The following is a 15,124-nucleotide window of genomic DNA, read 5'->3' on the forward strand; positions in this document are numbered from 1 at the left end:
GTGAGCGCCGCCCTCGACCTCTCGCGGACGGAGCCCGCCCCGGCTCCGGCCTACATCGCGCACCCGCTGCACGCCGCCGACCGGCACTGGCCGGAGACGAACTGCTACGTCGATCTCTGGATCGAGCTGCTGCACGGGCGCGGCCTCGTGCCGGAGGCGCTGCTGGGCTTCACCCTGCGGCAGGATTTCGAGGGCGACCAGTTCACCTTCTTCAAGCCGCCTTCCGCCGACATCGATCGGCTCTACGGGCTGGAGATCCTCGAACTCGCCGTCTACGACGGGCTGGAGCGGCACGCGCTGGTCCAGGCCGCGCGGGGCTGCCCCGTGCTGGTCGAGGTCGATGCGCTCTACCTGCCGGACACCGCCGGCACGACCTACGGTCGCTCTCACGCCAAGACCACGATCGGCATCCTGGCGCTCGATCCGGCGGCCAGGACGCTCGACTACCTGCACAATGCCGGCCGCTTCACGCTCTCGGGCGCCGATTACGACGGCATCTTCGGGCCCAGTGAGCTGCCGCCCTACGCCGAGTTCGTGAAGGCGGGCGCGGCTCCCTTGCCGGAGGCGGAACTTCCGACCGCTGCCCTCGACCTGCTGCGGCGCCACCGCGCGCGGGCGCCCGCGAAGAGCCCGGTGCTGGCCTTCCAGGCGGCGCTCGCGACGGCGGCGGACGCGCTGGTCGGGCGCTCGCTGGGCGTGTTCCACGCCTACGCCTTCAATACGACGCGTCAGCTCGGGGCGAATTTCGAGCTGCTCGGCAGCCATCTGCGCTGGCTCGACGGGCATGGCGCGGCCGATCTCTCCGCGGCGGCCGCGGCGGCGGAGGGGCTGGCGCAGGAGGCCAAGACCTTCCAGTTCCAGCTCGCCCGCGCCTTCCACCGCCGCAGCGCGCAGGGGCTCGCCGCGCGCCTCGACAAGGCGGCGGCGCAGTACGAGGCGGTGTTCGCGGAACTCGACCGGGCGCTGGGCTGAGGGCAACGACGTCCGCTCGACGCGCATCCCCTCTCCCCGTGCGCGGGGAGAGGGGGCGCTCGCCCGACCCGAACAGATCACCCGGATACGGTGTGATCGATCCCCTCCGAGACCCAGCATGGCCCGCATCCGCGCCGTCGACGGCGTCCCGCCGCTGCCCGTCGGCGGCCCCTGGCAGCTCGTGACGACCCCGCCCGGCGCCTGCGCGGGGCCGGGCGATCTCGCCGGGCTCGACGGCTGGATCTCGGCCTGCGTCCCCGGCACCGCCGCGGCGGCGCTGCGCGACGCGGGCCTCTGGTCCGAGCCGGAGCCGGAGCCGATCCACGACCGCGACGTCTGGTACCGCACGAGCTTTCCGGGCACCGGCCGGGCGCGCCTCGCCTTCGAGGGGCTGGCGACCCTCTGCGAGGTCTGGCTCAACGGGGCGCCGATCCTCGACAGCCGCTCGATGTTCCGCGCCCACGCGGTCGCGGTGGATCTCGTGGGCACGAACGATCTCGTCCTCTGCTTCCGCTCGCTGAAGACCGCCCTCGACCGGCCGGCCAAGCGCGGGCGCTGGCGGCCCCGCCTCGCGACGCCGGGCTCGCTGCGCCACGCGCGCACGAGCCTCCTCGGCTTCATGCCGGGCTGGTGCCCGGAGATCGACCTCGTCGGCCCCTACCGCCCGATCACCCTGACGCCGCTGCCGGAGGGCATGCCGGATCTGATCGCGGCCGATCTCACCGCCCGCCTCGACGGGGGGACCGGGCGGCTCGTCGCCCGGCTCCGGGTCGCGGGCCCGGTGGAGCGGGCGGTTCTCCGCTGCGACGGCCGCTCCGTGGTGTTGGCGCGGACGGGGCCGGACCTGTTCGAGGGCGCGCTGGACCTCCCCGGCATCGCGCCCTGGTGGCCCCACACCCATGGCGAACCGCGCCTGCACGCGGTCGCGGTCGGTCTCGACGGGCGCACCCACGATCTCGGCCGCACGGGCTTCCGCACGCTCACGCCGACCCGCCCCTTCGAGGAGGGCTTGAGCCTCGCGGTGAACGGCGTCCCGGTCTTCTGCCGCGGCGCCAACTGGACGCCACCCGACCTCGTCGGCTTGGGGGGTGCTCGGGAGGACACGCGCCCGCTCCTCGACCTCGCCCGCGAGGCCGGGATGAACATGCTGCGGGTCCCCGGCATCACGCTCTACGGATCGCAAGCCTTCCACGACCTCTGCGACGAGCTGGGCATCCTGGTCTTCCAGGACCTGATGCTCGCCAATTTCGACTACCCGCACGACGACCCCGCCTTCCGGGCCGAGCTGGAAGCGGAGATCGCCGACCTCCTCGACCGCACCCAGCTCTCGCCCGCGCTCTGCGCGCTCTCCGGCGGCAGCGAGGTCTGGCAGCAGGCGGCGATGCTGGGCGCGCCTCGGTCCGTCTGGGCGGACGCCTTCGCGGGCGAGCGACTGCCCGCGCTCGCGGCCTCCCGCCGCCCGGATCTCGCCGTGGTGCCGAACTCGCCCTCGGGCGGCGACCTGCCTTTCTCCACGGCGGCCGGCGTGACGCACTATTACGGGGTCGGCGCCTATCGCCGCCCCCTTGAGGACGCCCGCCGGGCCGAGGTCGGCTTCGCCACCGAGTGCCTCGCCTTCGCCAACCTGCCCGAGGAGGCGAGCCTGGCCGCGATGGGGCTCGGCGACCCGGAATCGCCGCGCTGGAGCGCCGGCATCCCGCGCGACCGGGGGGCGGACTGGGATTTCGAGCAGGTGCGCGACCACTATGCCGGCCTGCTCTACGGCGTCGATCCGGCAGCCCTTCGCCGCGCCGACCCGGAGCGCTACCGCGCGCTCGGCCGCGCCGCCGTCGCCGAGGTGATGGAGGCGACCTTCGCCGAGTGGCGCCGGGCGCGCTCACCGACCGCGGGCGGCCTCGTCTGGTTCCTGCGCGACCTCGCCCCCGGCACGGGCTGGGGCATCGTGGACGCGCGGGGTGAGCCGAAATCGGGCTGGTACGCCCTGAAGCGGGCCTTCCGGCCGGTTCAGGTCACGCTCTCGGACGAGGGGCTGAACGGGCTCCACGTGCACCTGCACAACGAGACCGCGGTGGCGCGGGCGCTCACCCTGCGCCTCGCCTTCACGGACGCGACGGGCCGAGCGGTGGCGGGGGCCGAGCGCGCCGTCAGCCTCGCACCCCGCTCGACCCAGACCCTCTCGTCGGCCGAGCTGCTGGGCCGCTTCTTCGACGCCACCGACAGCTACCGGTTCGGGCCGCCGGCCCATACGCTGGGACACGCGAGCCTCGGCGACCCGGCGGGCGCGGTGATCGCCGAGGCCTTCCATTTCCCGGGCGGGCGCAGCCCCGAGCCCGTGGAGACCGGCCTCGCGGTGGTCGTGGACGGTGCCGCCATCCGGATCCGCGCCGAGCGACACGCGCTGGGCGTGCAGGTGGAGGCCGAGGGCGCGCGGCCCGACGACACGTGGTTCCACCTCGCGCCCGGGACCGAGCGACGGATCACCTTCCCGGGTGCGACGCGGTTGCCGCGCGGCCGGGTGCGGGCGCTCAACGCCGTCGAGACGGCGACGTTCGGCCCGGAGGGCTGAGGTCGCGGGATCCTCGAGGGCCCGAGGGCCCTGTGCGGGTTCCTAGGGCAGCGCCCCGAGGCCCCGCGTCGCCGGCTGCGGCAGGGCCCGGGCCGCGATGCAGGCGAGCGTCGCCAGCGCGAAGATCAGCCCGAAGCAGATGCCGGTCGCCTCCGCGCCGACCCGAAGCCCGGCGGTGAGGGGGGCTGCGATCAGCAACCAACGCTCGTAGGCGTGCAGGCCGCCGGCCCGACGCGCCGCGACGACAAGCAGCACCGTGGCGGGTACCACCGGCGCGAGGTCGTAGACCGGCACGTAGGGCGAGAGCATCGGCGCGGCAGCGAGCAGGGTCGCGGCCCGCATGCGCGGATCGGGGCAGGTCGCCCAGACCCGCCACGCCAGCGCCAGCGCGCCGAGGCTCGCTGCGATCTGGGCCGTCCAGGCCAGGGCGAACGGCCCGCCGGCGAGCCGTACCGCCCCGTAGGCGCTGGCGTTGAGGTCGAGCCCCGCCGCGGCTTGGCGCAGGATGATGCGGTCGGTCTCACCGATCGTGCCGAGGAAGCCGAGCCAAGGGGCGCTGCCGAAGGCCAGGAGCGCGGCCAGACAGAGGGCCAGGACGGTGCCGAGGCATGCGCCGAGGCAGCGCCAGCGCCCGGTGACGAGGAGCAGCAGGGGCGCGAGCGCGGCGAGTTGCGGCTTGTAGGCGACGAGGCCGAAGCAGAGCCCCGCCACCAGCGGGCGCCGGTCGACGAGGAGCGCGCCGAGCGTCAGGAGGCCCGCGGTGAAGAGGCCGTTCTGCCCGTAGACGAGGTTGCAGAAGACCAGCGGATGGGCGAGCCCGACGAGGAGCGCCGCCCGGCCCCCGGCGAGCCGGAGCGCGAGGGCCAGAAGGCCGACGCCCGCGAACGTCCAGGCCAGGAAGGCTCCCGCAGGCGGCAGCGCCGCCACCGCGGCGGCCGGCAGCATGAAGACCGGCGGGTAGTGCCAGGCGAAGCGGCAATCGGGGCCGAAGGCCTCGCGCAGGTTCTGGAGGTGGCGCGGCAGGTCGTAGGGCTCGGCGGCCCCGCCCCGCAGCGCGGCCTGACCGGCCGCCCAGACCTGGGTGAAGTCGACGCCGACCGCGTTGGCGGCGCAGCCGGACCCCGGTACCGGACCCATCTCGAAGCCGACGAGGACGATGCCGAACATGAGCGGCAGGAGCCAGAGGCTCGCCAGCCGCGCGAGCCTGTAGAGCCGCGCGTCGCTGCCCGCGAGGTCGCGCAGATCCGCGAGCGCGGCGTGAGGTCTCGAGGGCGCGCGCAATCCCCACTCCCGCGGACGGTCCCGATCGCTCGTAGCATGCGCCCGGCCGGTTCCGGTGCGGTTAACGGCGGCTCAGCCCGCCCGCAGCTCGTCCTCAAGGAAGGCCCGCACCGCTGCCCCGTCGATGCCGGGCGCGATGAAGCTCTGCCCGATGCCGCGGGCGAGGATGAAGGTGAGGGCGCCGTCGCGCACCTTCTTGTCCTGCGCCATGGCGTCGAGGAGCGCGTCGGCGTCGCCGCAGCCGCCCGGCACCTGGGCGAGGCGGGTCGGCAGGCCGGCGAGCGCGAGGTGGTTGGCGACCCGCCCCGCCTCCTGGCCGGAGCAGAGCCCGAGCCGGGCCGAGAAGCGGAAGGCCAGCGCCAGACCGATCGCCACGCCCTCGCCGTGCACGAGCCGGGCGGACTCGTAGCCGGTCAGGCGCTCGAGGGCATGGCCGAAGGTGTGGCCGAGGTTGAGCAGGGCGCGCTCGCCGTCCTCGCGCTCGTCGCGCACCACCACGCCGGCCTTGGCGCGGCAGCAGATCGCCACCGCCTCGTCGCGCTCGGGCCCGCCCGAGAAGATGCCCCGCCAGTTCGCCTCGCACCAGCCGAAGAAGTCGGCGTCGCCGATGAGGCCGTACTTGGCCACCTCCGCGTAGCCCGCCCGCATCTCGCGCTCCGACAGCGTGTCGAGGGTCGCGGTGTCGGCGAGCACGAGGCGCGGCTGGTGGAAGGCGCCGACGAGGTTCTTGCCGAGCGGGGAATTGATCCCGGTCTTGCCGCCGACCGAGGAATCGACCTGGGCCAGCAGGGTGGTCGGCACCTGCAGGAAGCGCACGCCGCGCCGGAGCGTGGCGGCACTGAACCCCGCCAGGTCCCCCACCACGCCGCCGCCGAGCGCCACCACGAGGTCGCCGCGCTCGATCTTGAGGGCGAGCAGCCCGTCGCAGACGGCCGCGTAGCCTGCGTAGGACTTCGAGGCCTCCCCCGGCGCCACCGCGATCAGCCCGGCCCGCAGGCCCGCCGCCTCCAGGCTCCCGCGGATCCGGTCGCCGTAGAGGGCCGCCACGGTCTCGTCGGTGACGATGCCGGCGGCGCGCGCCCCGAGCGCGGCGGCGCGCGCGCCGGCCTCCGCGACGAGGCCGCGCCCGATCAGGATGTCGTAGGCGCGGCCCGCGTCGAGGGGCACATGAACGGTGAGGGGGCTGTCGGACATGGCCTTGGGTCGGTGTCTGGACTTACTGCGCGGCGACCGCGGGCGGCGCGGACGGGTCGAGATGGGCGACGAGGGCTTCGAGCACGTCGTCCACCACCCGGTCGTGGGAGACGTCCCGGGAGACCACCTCCACGTCGGCCTCGGCGTAGACCGGGTGGCGTGCCTCCATCAGGGCGCGCATCGTCGCCTCGGGATCCTCGGTCTCGAGGAGCGGGCGATTGCCGCGCTTGCGCACGCGGCGCATCAGCACGTCGAGCTCGGCCTTCAGCCAGACCGAGACGCCGGATTCGGCGACCCGCGCCCGGGTCGTGTCGCGCATGAAGGCGCCGCCGCCGGTGGCGAGCACGAGCGGGCCCGCGCGCAGGAGGCGCGCGATCACCCGCTCCTCGCCGTCGCGAAAGCTCGGCTCGCCGTAGATCGCGAAGATGTCCGGGATGGTGAGGCCTGCCGCAGCCTCGATCTCGTGGTCCGCGTCCTTGAAGATCAGGCCGAGGCGCTGGGCCAGCCGCCGTCCGACGGTGCTCTTGCCCGCCCCCATCAGGCCGACGAGCACGATCGACCGGGCCCCCAGGGCCCGGCGCAGACGCGCCTCGATCGGTTCTCCGCCCGGCTCCGCAGGCTCGTTCATCGCAGCAGACTTCGCATGGAATGCCGGGTCTTAGCGCGTTTGCCGGGGACAGGGAACGGCCGGGGCGCCGGTACGGCCGAGCTTCGCCCCGAAGCTGTGACCGCGGGTGTGCTCCGCGGGGCCTTGCCATCGGGGCGGGCGCGTGGTGCAACGCGAGAGCCCCGGGTTGCTCGAACCTCCCGGCCTGCCGGCGCCGCTCCCGCTCGACCGAGATTGTCCCGACGTGCCGACTCTGTTCCGCTTCTTCGCGACGCTGGCGATCCTCGCCGGCCTCGTCTTCGCCGGGATGTTCGCCCTGGCGACCTTCGTGAAGCCGACCCCGCGCGAGATGAGCGTGACGATTCCTCCGGCCAAGCTGCAGCCGCCGGCCAACCGGTGAGCCCGCCCGATCCGGAGATCGGCGCCTATCTGGACATGCTGGCGGCCGAGCGGGGGGCGGCCGCCAACACGCTCTCCGCCTACCGGCGCGACCTCGACGCGTACCGGGCCTGGCTCGCGCAAGGCGGGATCGACCTCGATACGGTCGAGGCCGCGACGCTCCGGGCCTACCTCGCCACCCTGGAGACGCTCGGCCTCAAGGCCTCCTCGGCGGCGCGCAAGCTCTCCTGCATCCGCGGCTTCCACAAGTTCCTGTACGCGGAAGGGCTCGCGGAGACCGATCCGTCCGCGCCCGTCTCCGGCCCGCGCCGGCCGCAGAGCCTGCCGAAGGTGCTCGGCGTGGCCGAGGTCGATCGCCTTCTGACCGTGGCGCGCGCGCGGGTCGGGGCGTCCGAGAACGCCGGCGAGGCGGCGCGCGCGCGCCGGATGCTGTGCCTGCTGGAACTGCTCTACGCCACGGGCCTGCGCGTCTCGGAGCTGATCAGCCTGCCGCGCTCGGCCGGCACGACCCGCGAGCGCTACCTCGTGGTGCGGGGCAAGGGCGGGCGCGAGCGTCTCGTGCCGCTGACCGACCTCGCCCGCGCGGCGATGCGCGAGCATCTCGCCGGCCTGACGGCCGAGGGGGCGTGGCTGTTTCCCGCCGACAGCGAGAGCGGGCATCTCACCCGGCAGGCCTTCGGCCGCGACCTGAAGGTGGCGGCCGCCGCTGCCGGGATCCGTGCCGACCGGATCAGCCCGCACGTCCTGCGCCACGCCTTCGCCAGCCACCTGCTGCAGAACGGCGCGGACCTGCGCATCGTGCAGGAGCTGCTCGGCCACGCCGACATCTCGACCACGCAGATCTACACCCACGTGCTCGACGAGCGCCTCAAGGGGATGGTGCGCGACCTGCACCCGCTGATGGACGAGTGAGGCGCGCGCCGGGCGCCGCGGCTCTCCCTCTCGCCCCCCGCAAGGGGCGCACGGGCCCGACGTGGAGGCGGTTCGGGGCTCGGGCTCAGTGCCCGGCCCCGGCCGGGGCGGCGCCCTTCGGGCGGCGGATCAGCGGCGTGCCGCAGGCCATCGCGAGGAACAGCACGGTCAGCACGAGGAACACGTCCTCGAAGCTCATCACCAGTCCCTGGACCCGCACCGTGTTGGTCATGGCCTTCAGCGCCATGCCGTTGGCATCGCCCCCGAACGCCTCGAACTGGCGCCGCATCGCGTCGAGGCGCTCCAGCGCGGCGGTGTTGGCCCAGGTGAAGCGCTCGTGCAGGCGCGCGAGGTGGAGGTCCCAGCGGGCGTTCAGCACCGTGTTGATCAGCGCGAGCCCCACCGCGCCGCCGAGGTTGCGCGTGAGGTTGAACAGGCCAGAGGCGTTCTTCATCCGCTCCGGCGGCAGGGTGCCGAGCGCGATGTTGTTGATCGGGATCATGCACAGCATCAAGGAGCAGCCGCGCAGCACCTGGGGCAGCAGCAACTCCCAGAAGTCCCAGTCCTTGGTCAGCCCGGTGACGATCCAGGTGCCGAGCGCGAAGCCCCCGAACCCCAGCGCCATCATCACCCGCGGGTCGAGCTTCGCCGACAGCTTGCCGGCGACCGGGGCGGTGGCGAACATGCAGAGCCCTGAGACGAACATCGTCTCGCCGATCTGCAGCGCCGAGTAGCCGCGCACCCGCGCCAGATAGACCGGGTACAGGTAGGTCAGCCCGTAGAGGCCGATGCCCATCACGAAGCTGAAGACGCAGCCGCCCGCGAAGTTGCGGTCCGAGAAGGCGCGCAGGTCCACGATCGGCTGGCGCGCCGTGAAGACCCGCCAGAAGAACAGGACGCCCGAGACGGCGCAGACCAGCGCGCAGACGAAGACCGCCTCGTCCTGCAGCCAGTCGTGGTTCGGGCCTTCCTCCAGCACGTATTCGAGGCAGCCGAGGAAGCCCGCCATGAAGGCGAGGCCGGCCCAGTCGAACGATTTCAGGAGGTCGAGGTTCGGCCGGTCGAAATCGACCAGGAACCAGGTCGAGACCGTGACGAAGATGCCCGGCACGATGTTGATCAGGAACAGCCAGTGCCAGGAGAACAGGTCGGTGAGGTAGCCGCCCACCGTCGGGCCGATGGTCGGCGCCAGCGTCGCCACGAGGCCGATCATCGGCGACACGATCGTGCGCTTCGAGGGCGGGAAGATCGTGAAGGCGGAGGCGAACACGGTCGGGATCATGCCGCCGCCGATGAAGCCCTGCGCGGCGCGCCAGACGATCATCTCGCCGATCGACGAGGAGGTGGCGCACATCAGGCTCATCAGCGTGAAGCCGCCGGCCGAGATCGAGAACATCCAGCGCGTCGAGAGCACCCGCGAGAGCGTGCCCGAGAGCGGGATCGAGATCACCTCGGCGATGAGGTAGCTCGTCTGCACCCAGGGGATCTCGTCGCCGGACGCCGAGAGGCCGGCCTGGATCTCGTTGAGCGAGGCCGAGACGATCTGGATGTCCAGGATCGCCATGAACATCCCGAACACCATGCAGACGAACGCCACCATGCGGCGGCGGTCGAGCGGCGGGTCGGCCGGGACGGGGCCGGCGGCGGCTTGGGCAGTGGCTTGGGCAGCGGCTTGGGCAGTGGCTTGGGCAGTGGCTTGGGCGGCCATGGCGCGGGACTCAGTGCCGGGCGGCAAGCTTCTGGACCGGCGCGTCGGCGCCGTCGCGGGTATCGACCCGCACCACCACCGAGAGGCCCGGGCGCAGCACGCCCTCGCGGGCGACGTCCGCCGGCACCTGCACGCGCACGGGGAGGCGCTGCACGATCTTGGTGAAGTTGCCCGTCGCGTTGTCGGGCGGCAGCAGGCTGAAGACCGAGCCGGAGGCCGGCGAGAGCGATTCCACCGTGCCGACGATATCGCGGTCCGGGTAGGCGTCCACGTGGATGTGGACCTCCTGGCCCGGGCGGACGCGGGCGAGCTGCGTCTCCTTGAAGTTCGCGTCGATCCGCACGCTCTGCAGGGGCACGAGCGCGGCGACACGCGAGCCCGGCGCCACGTAGGCGCCGGCCTCGACCGCCTTGTTGCCGACGACGCCGTCGAAGGGCGCGCGGATCACAGCGAAGTCGAGGTCGCGCCGCGCCCGGTCGACGGCCGTGCGGAGTTCCGCCGCGAGGCTCTCGGCCTCCCGGGTCTGGGCCTGGAGCACCGCGACGTTGGCGCGCGCGGCCACCAGAGCCGCCTCGGCGGACTTTACGGCGGCCTCGGTGCGGTCGCGGTCGGCCTTGGCCTGGTCGAGGCGGGATTTGGCGACGTAGTCCGCCTGCATCTGCGTGGCGCGGGCGTAGTCGGCGCCCGCCCGCACGGCGTCGGCCTTCGCCGCGTCGATCTGGGCGGCGCTCTGCAGCACCTGCGCCTGCGCGGCTTCCGCCTGCCGGCCGATGCGCGCGATGGTGCTCTCCTGCGTGGCGAGCTTGTCCTCCGCCGCCTTCAGGGCGAGGCGATAGTCGCCGTCGTCGAGCCGGGCGATCACGGCGCCCGCCTTCACGGCCTGCCCGTTCACCACCGGCACCGCGGCGAGGTAGCCCGGGACCTTGGCGGCCAGGACCGAGATGTCGGCCTGCACGTAGGCGTCGTCCGTGCTCACGAAGAAACGCCCGACCGTCCACCACTGCCAACCGGCATAGGCTCCTCCACCGAGGGCGGCGCAGAGCAGCAGGAGCAGGACGACGCGGCGCAGGGGGCGCCGCGGCTTCGCGGCCGGGGCGCTTGCCGCAGGCTCCGGGGCCGGGGCCGGGGCCGGCCGGTGCGGCGCGGCCGCATCACGCACCTCCTCCGCAGCCTCGACGAAGCTGCCCGAGCGATCGGCATCCTCACGAAGCGACATGGGGTCTGGTCCTCGAGATCGTTGACCGAACCGTTCGGTCATTCGGCGGCCCGAGTTGACGGCCGTCGGCAGGAAGCGGTACGTAGCACTGACCGAACGGTTCGGTCAATCTGAGCGGTGGATCCGGCGACGAGATGACGGGCGCAGCGACACTGGAGCGGGGGGCGGGGCCCATCCCGGCCGAGGGCGAGAAGCGCCGCCAGATCCTGGAGGGCGCGCGCCAGGTCTTCATGGCGTCCGGCTTCGACGGGGCCAGCATGGGCGAGATCGCCCGGGCGGCCGGGGTCTCGAAGGGCACCCTCTACGTCTACTTCGACAGCAAGGAGGCCCTGTTCGAGGCCCTGACGGTCGAGGAGAAGGAGGGGCTCGCCGAGAACCTGTTCCGTCTGGACGAGGCCGACCCGGACGTGCCCGCCGTTCTGACGCGCCTGGGCGCCAGCTACCTTGCCATGATGGCGCGGCCCGAGCACGTCTCGATCATCCGCATGGTGATCGGCGCCTGCGAGAAGTTTCCCCGTTTCGGGCAGGCCTTCTACGAGGCGGGGCCCGCCTGCGGGGTCGAGCGGCTGAAGGCCTATCTCGACGCGCAGGTCGCGGCCGGGCGGCTGCGGCCCGCCGACACGGAACTCGCCGCCAAGCACTTCCTGCAGCTCTGTCAGGCCGGGATGCTGACGCGGCTCCTGTTCAACGCCGGCGCGGCGCCGAGCGAGGAGGAGATCCGTCACCGGGTCACGGAGGCGGTGCGGGTGTTCTACGCGGGCTACGGGCCGCAGGCCGCATAGCGGGCACCGCCGCGCCGCGTCCGGCCGCGGCTTACTCGTTGACCGCCCCCGTCTCGTCGTCCCGGGCCGTGAGCCGCTTCGACTCCGCGGAGCCGTCCTGCCTGAGATAGATGCTCAGGAGCAGGAACATGCCCATCGCGAAGAACTCCGCCTGCCAGGTCTGGAAGGTCTGGAACCACAGATCGGCGGAAACGAGGGATTGCGCGAGGTTGAGAGCGGCCTCTCCGCGCCGGCTCCTGTCGGCATTGTAGCTCGCCGCGTTCGCTAAGAAGAAGGCCGCGAAGGCGAGCAGGAACAGGGCTAGGAAGGCGAGCGACAACCCGTTGGCGTATGTCCAGGAGTGCGGGCGGCCCACCTGGTCGGGCGCGCCCGGTCCCGGGTGCTGCGCGCCCGCTTCGTCATCGGGCTTCCGCGAGTGCGAGGCGCCCCGCTGGCGCAGGAACACGCTGAAGACGATCAGCACCAGAAGCTGAAGCAGGGCCGCCTGCCAGTTGCTGAACACACCTTTCAGGAAGCTCGGATCGGCCAGATAGGCGATCAGGCCGGAACTCCGGGACTGGCCGGCCGGATCCTCGGCCTGGAGGGCGTATCCGCTGATCGCCTGCCCGCCGATGCAGATGAGGAACAGGCCGAAGAAGGCCAGCGTGAGGCCGTTGTCCTTCAGGAACCGCGCCATCGTCTCGTAGATCGCTGCGCCGCCCTCCCGTGGGGCGGCCCAGGACCAACCGCGCGGACACGGATGCGTTCTCGGCCAGCCTCTCCGGGTCCCGATCGGGCTCAGCCCGCCGCGCGCAGCCGCGGCAGGGCCTGCGCCGACCAGGCGCGCGCCTCGGCATCGATGGCGAGCGCCGCGTCGACATCCTCGGGTGCCGTGCGGTGGATGCCGGCGAAGTGCTCGCAAGTGCGCTCGACCAGATCGGCGATGCCGTAGAACGGGATCTCGCCGCGGATGAAGGCCGCCACCGCGATCTCGTTGGCGGCGTTCATCACGGTCGGGGCCGCGCCGCCGTCGCGGAGCGCCGCCCGGGCGATCCGCAGACAGGGGAAACGCGCCTCGTCCACCGGCTCGAAGGTGAGGCTGCCCGCGGCCGCCAGGTCGAGCGGGCGGCCGCGCGCGATGGTCAGGCGCTCGCCCAAGCCCAGGCAATGGGCGATCGGCACGCGCATGTCCGGCATGGCGAGGCCCGCCGTCACCGCGCCGTCGAGCCAGTAGACGAGCCCGTGCACGATCGATTGCGGGTGGACGATCGCGTCGAGCCGGTCGTGGCCGAGGCCGAAGAGGTGGTGCGCCTCGATCAGTTCCAGCCCCTTGTTCATCAGGGAGGCCGAATCGATGTTGATCTTCATGCCCATCGACCAGGTCGGATGGGCGGCGGCCTCCGCGGCGGTGGCGGCCGCGATGCGCTCGCGGGTCCAGGTGCGGAACGGGCCGCCCGACGCCGTGATGGTCATCTTGGCCACATCCGAGACCGGGCCGTGGCCGAGCGCCTGGGCCAGCGCGTTGTGCTCGGAATCGACCGGCAGCAGGGTGGCGCCGTAGCGCTTGGCGTCGCGCATGAAGGCCTCGCCCGCGCAGACGAGGCTCTCCTTGTTGGCAAGCGCCACCGTGCGGCCGAGCCGGAGCGCCGCGTGGGTCGGCTTGAGGCCGGCCGCCCCGCTGACCGCCGCCACTACGATGTCGGCCTCCCGCGCCACCGCCTCAAGCACCGCGCTCTCGCCCGCCCCATTCGGGATGCCGGAGCCACTGAGCGCCTCGGCCAGCGCCGGGCCGGCGGACTCCTCGGCCAGCGCGGCGAACTCCGCCTTCATCTCGCGGGCGAGCTTGGCGAGCGCCTGTGCGTCGCGCCCACCCACCACTGAGCCGACCCGGAAGCGGTCGGCGTGCTGGGCAAGGAGGTCGGTGGTCGAGCGGCCGATCGAGCCGGTCGCGCCGAGCACGGAGACGGTGAGAGCCACGAAAAGAACTCCTTCAGGCGGCGAGGCGCCGCGCGACCAGGAACAGGCCGGCGAGCAGCGCCACCGCGAAAAATCCGTCGAGGCGGTCCATCACGCCGCCGTGGCCGGGAATCGACCGGCCGGAATCCTTGACCCCGTAATGCCGCTTCAGGGCGGATTCGAGGAGATCGCCCGCCTGGCTCAGCACCGACGAGACGGCGCTGACGAGCGCCACCAGGGCGAGATTGGTGTCGGCGAGCGGGCTCCAGCCCTGCTGGCGGGCGAGCGCGACGAGGGCCGTCCCGGCCACCACCGCGCCCGCGAGTCCGCCGAGGGCGCCCGACCACGTCTTCTTCGGCGAGACCGCCGGCATCAGCTTCGGGCCCCCGAAGGTACGGCCGGTGAAGTAGGCGACGATGTCGGTGGACCAGACCACCGCGAACATCCAGGCGGGGCCGAGGATGCCGATCTCAGGCGCGTCGCGCAGGGCCGGCGGCACCAGGGCGATGACGGCGCCACCCAGCAGAGCGCCGAGCGCTCTGAGGCGCCCGGGATTGTCGCGAGGCAGGGCGAGGCAGAGGGCCGAACCGCCCGCCAGAATGGCGAGGCCGACGGGGAGCGCGACCTCCCGCTCCAGGCAGATCGTGAGCGCGGCGAGCGTGACGGCGACGGTGCCGAGAAGGGCGCGCCGCGGCAGGGTGCGGCTCATGCCGATCCACTCGCCCGCGCCGACGATCGCGGCCGCGAGCCAGATTCCGGCAAACGCCCAGCCGCCCAGCACAAGGCCCGAGACGACGAGCGCGGCCAGCACGATCCCCGAGAGGACGCGCAGGCCGAGCTCACGGCTGCCGAAGGCCTTTCGCGGCGGTGCCGCCTCTCCCGCCATCGCGCGCGGTCCCGACGCGAGCCTGCGTCAGACCTGCATGATCTCCTTCTCCTTGGAGGCCAGCACGCCGTCGATCTCGGCGATGTACTGGTCGGTCGCCTTCTGCACGTCGGTGGCCTGGCGCTTCTCGTCGTCCTCCGAGATGGCGCTGTCCTTCAGGAGCTTCTTGAGGTGGTCGAGCCCGTCGCGGCGCACGTGCCGCACGGCGACGCGCGCCTCCTCGGTGTACTTGTGGGCGACCTTGACCATCTCCTTGCGGCGCTGCTCGTTCATCTCGGGGATGCGCAGTCGGATGGTCTGACCCTCGGTCTGCGGGTTGAGGCCGAGATCGGACTCGCGGATCGCCTTCTCGACGGCGGTGACCATGGAGCGGTCCCAGACCGAGATCGACAGGAGGCGGGGTTCCGGCACGCTCACGGTGGCGACCTGCGCCATCGGCATCGCCGAGCCGTAGGCATCGACCTGGATCGGGTCGAGCAGGCTCGGGGTGGCGCGGCCGGTGCGGAGCGACCCCAGATCCTTCGAGAGCGAGGCCACCGCGCCCTGCATGCGGCGCTTGATGTCGTTGAGGTCGAAGTCCGGTGTGGCCATCTCGTCAAATCCCGACGCGTTCGCGGAAAGGTAAGGGTCCGGGCGGCGCGGCCCGGGCGTTCGGCGCCTCAATGA

12 protein-coding genes and 1 pseudogene are annotated in these 15,124 nt (G+C 72.9%); 5 read left to right on the top strand and 8 right to left on the bottom strand.

The window, feature by feature from the left end:
* Window positions 1-972, top strand: a complete 972-nt coding sequence (locus MFF56_RS08940; protein ID WP_238229948.1) for a DUF1839 family protein — start codon at window positions 1-3, stop codon at window positions 970-972.
* A 118-nt stretch (window positions 973-1,090) separates the two neighbouring features.
* A complete protein-coding gene (locus MFF56_RS08945; protein ID WP_066927011.1) occupies window positions 1,091-3,538 on the top strand; it encodes a glycoside hydrolase family 2 protein in 2,448 nt (815 codons plus the stop codon).
* A 42-nt stretch (window positions 3,539-3,580) separates the two neighbouring features.
* On the opposite strand, the gene MFF56_RS08950 is transcribed toward MFF56_RS08945, so the two are convergent.
* On the bottom strand, window positions 3,581-4,819 hold the full coding sequence (locus MFF56_RS08950) for a glycosyltransferase family 87 protein (RefSeq protein WP_066927012.1): 1,239 nt from the start codon (window positions 4,817-4,819) through the stop codon (window positions 3,581-3,583).
* Window positions 4,820-4,891: 72 nt separating this feature from the next.
* A pseudogene (gene aroB / locus MFF56_RS32270) lies at window positions 4,892-6,641 on the bottom strand (3-dehydroquinate synthase).
* 223 nt (window positions 6,642-6,864) lie between these two features.
* On the opposite strand from aroB, the gene MFF56_RS08965 reads away from it, so the two are divergent.
* Complete coding sequence (locus tag MFF56_RS08965) at window positions 6,865-7,020, top strand: histidine kinase (protein WP_066927583.1); 156 nt, start codon at window positions 6,865-6,867, stop codon at window positions 7,018-7,020.
* Window positions 7,017-7,931, top strand: a complete 915-nt coding sequence (locus MFF56_RS08970) for a site-specific tyrosine recombinase XerD (RefSeq protein WP_066927569.1) — start codon at window positions 7,017-7,019, stop codon at window positions 7,929-7,931. Before MFF56_RS08965 ends, MFF56_RS08970 begins: the two co-directional genes overlap by 4 nt.
* An 85-nt stretch (window positions 7,932-8,016) precedes the next feature.
* On the opposite strand, the gene MFF56_RS08975 is transcribed toward MFF56_RS08970, so the two are convergent.
* Both MFF56_RS08975 and MFF56_RS08980 read right to left on the bottom strand, forming a co-directional pair.
* Window positions 8,017-9,531, bottom strand: coding sequence for a DHA2 family efflux MFS transporter permease subunit (locus MFF56_RS08975; protein WP_156454043.1), 1,515 nt, complete (start codon window positions 9,529-9,531; stop codon window positions 8,017-8,019).
* Window positions 9,532-9,649: 118 nt separating this feature from the next.
* On the bottom strand, window positions 9,650-10,855 hold the full coding sequence (locus MFF56_RS08980) for an HlyD family secretion protein (RefSeq protein ID WP_066927573.1): 1,206 nt from the start codon (window positions 10,853-10,855) through the stop codon (window positions 9,650-9,652).
* A gap of 134 nt (window positions 10,856-10,989) precedes the next feature.
* Here MFF56_RS08980 and MFF56_RS08985 point away from each other — a divergent pair, with 134 nt between their 5' ends.
* On the top strand, window positions 10,990-11,637 hold the full coding sequence (locus MFF56_RS08985; protein ID WP_066927575.1) for a TetR/AcrR family transcriptional regulator: 648 nt from the start codon (window positions 10,990-10,992) through the stop codon (window positions 11,635-11,637).
* 31 nt (window positions 11,638-11,668) lie between these two features.
* Here the strand turns inward: MFF56_RS08985 and MFF56_RS08990 are convergent, their stop codons facing one another.
* From MFF56_RS08990 to frr, 4 genes are all read right to left on the bottom strand, one after another.
* Window positions 11,669-12,313, bottom strand: a complete 645-nt coding sequence (locus MFF56_RS08990; RefSeq protein WP_066927577.1) for a DUF6766 family protein — start codon at window positions 12,311-12,313, stop codon at window positions 11,669-11,671.
* A gap of 101 nt (window positions 12,314-12,414) precedes the next feature.
* Complete coding sequence (gene dxr, locus MFF56_RS08995) at window positions 12,415-13,593, bottom strand: 1-deoxy-D-xylulose-5-phosphate reductoisomerase (RefSeq protein ID WP_066927579.1); 1,179 nt, start codon at window positions 13,591-13,593, stop codon at window positions 12,415-12,417.
* Between the two features lie 13 nt (window positions 13,594-13,606).
* Window positions 13,607-14,458, bottom strand: a complete 852-nt coding sequence (locus tag MFF56_RS09000) for a phosphatidate cytidylyltransferase (RefSeq protein WP_238229950.1) — start codon at window positions 14,456-14,458, stop codon at window positions 13,607-13,609.
* Window positions 14,459-14,485: 27 nt separating this feature from the next.
* Window positions 14,486-15,049, bottom strand: a complete 564-nt coding sequence (gene frr / locus MFF56_RS09005; RefSeq protein ID WP_066921353.1) for a ribosome recycling factor — start codon at window positions 15,047-15,049, stop codon at window positions 14,486-14,488.
* Window positions 15,050-15,124: the final 75 nt, after the last annotated feature.

The organism is Methylobacterium hispanicum, from assembly GCF_022179285.1.
GTDB classification, from domain to species: Bacteria; Pseudomonadota; Alphaproteobacteria; order Rhizobiales; family Beijerinckiaceae; genus Methylobacterium; species Methylobacterium hispanicum.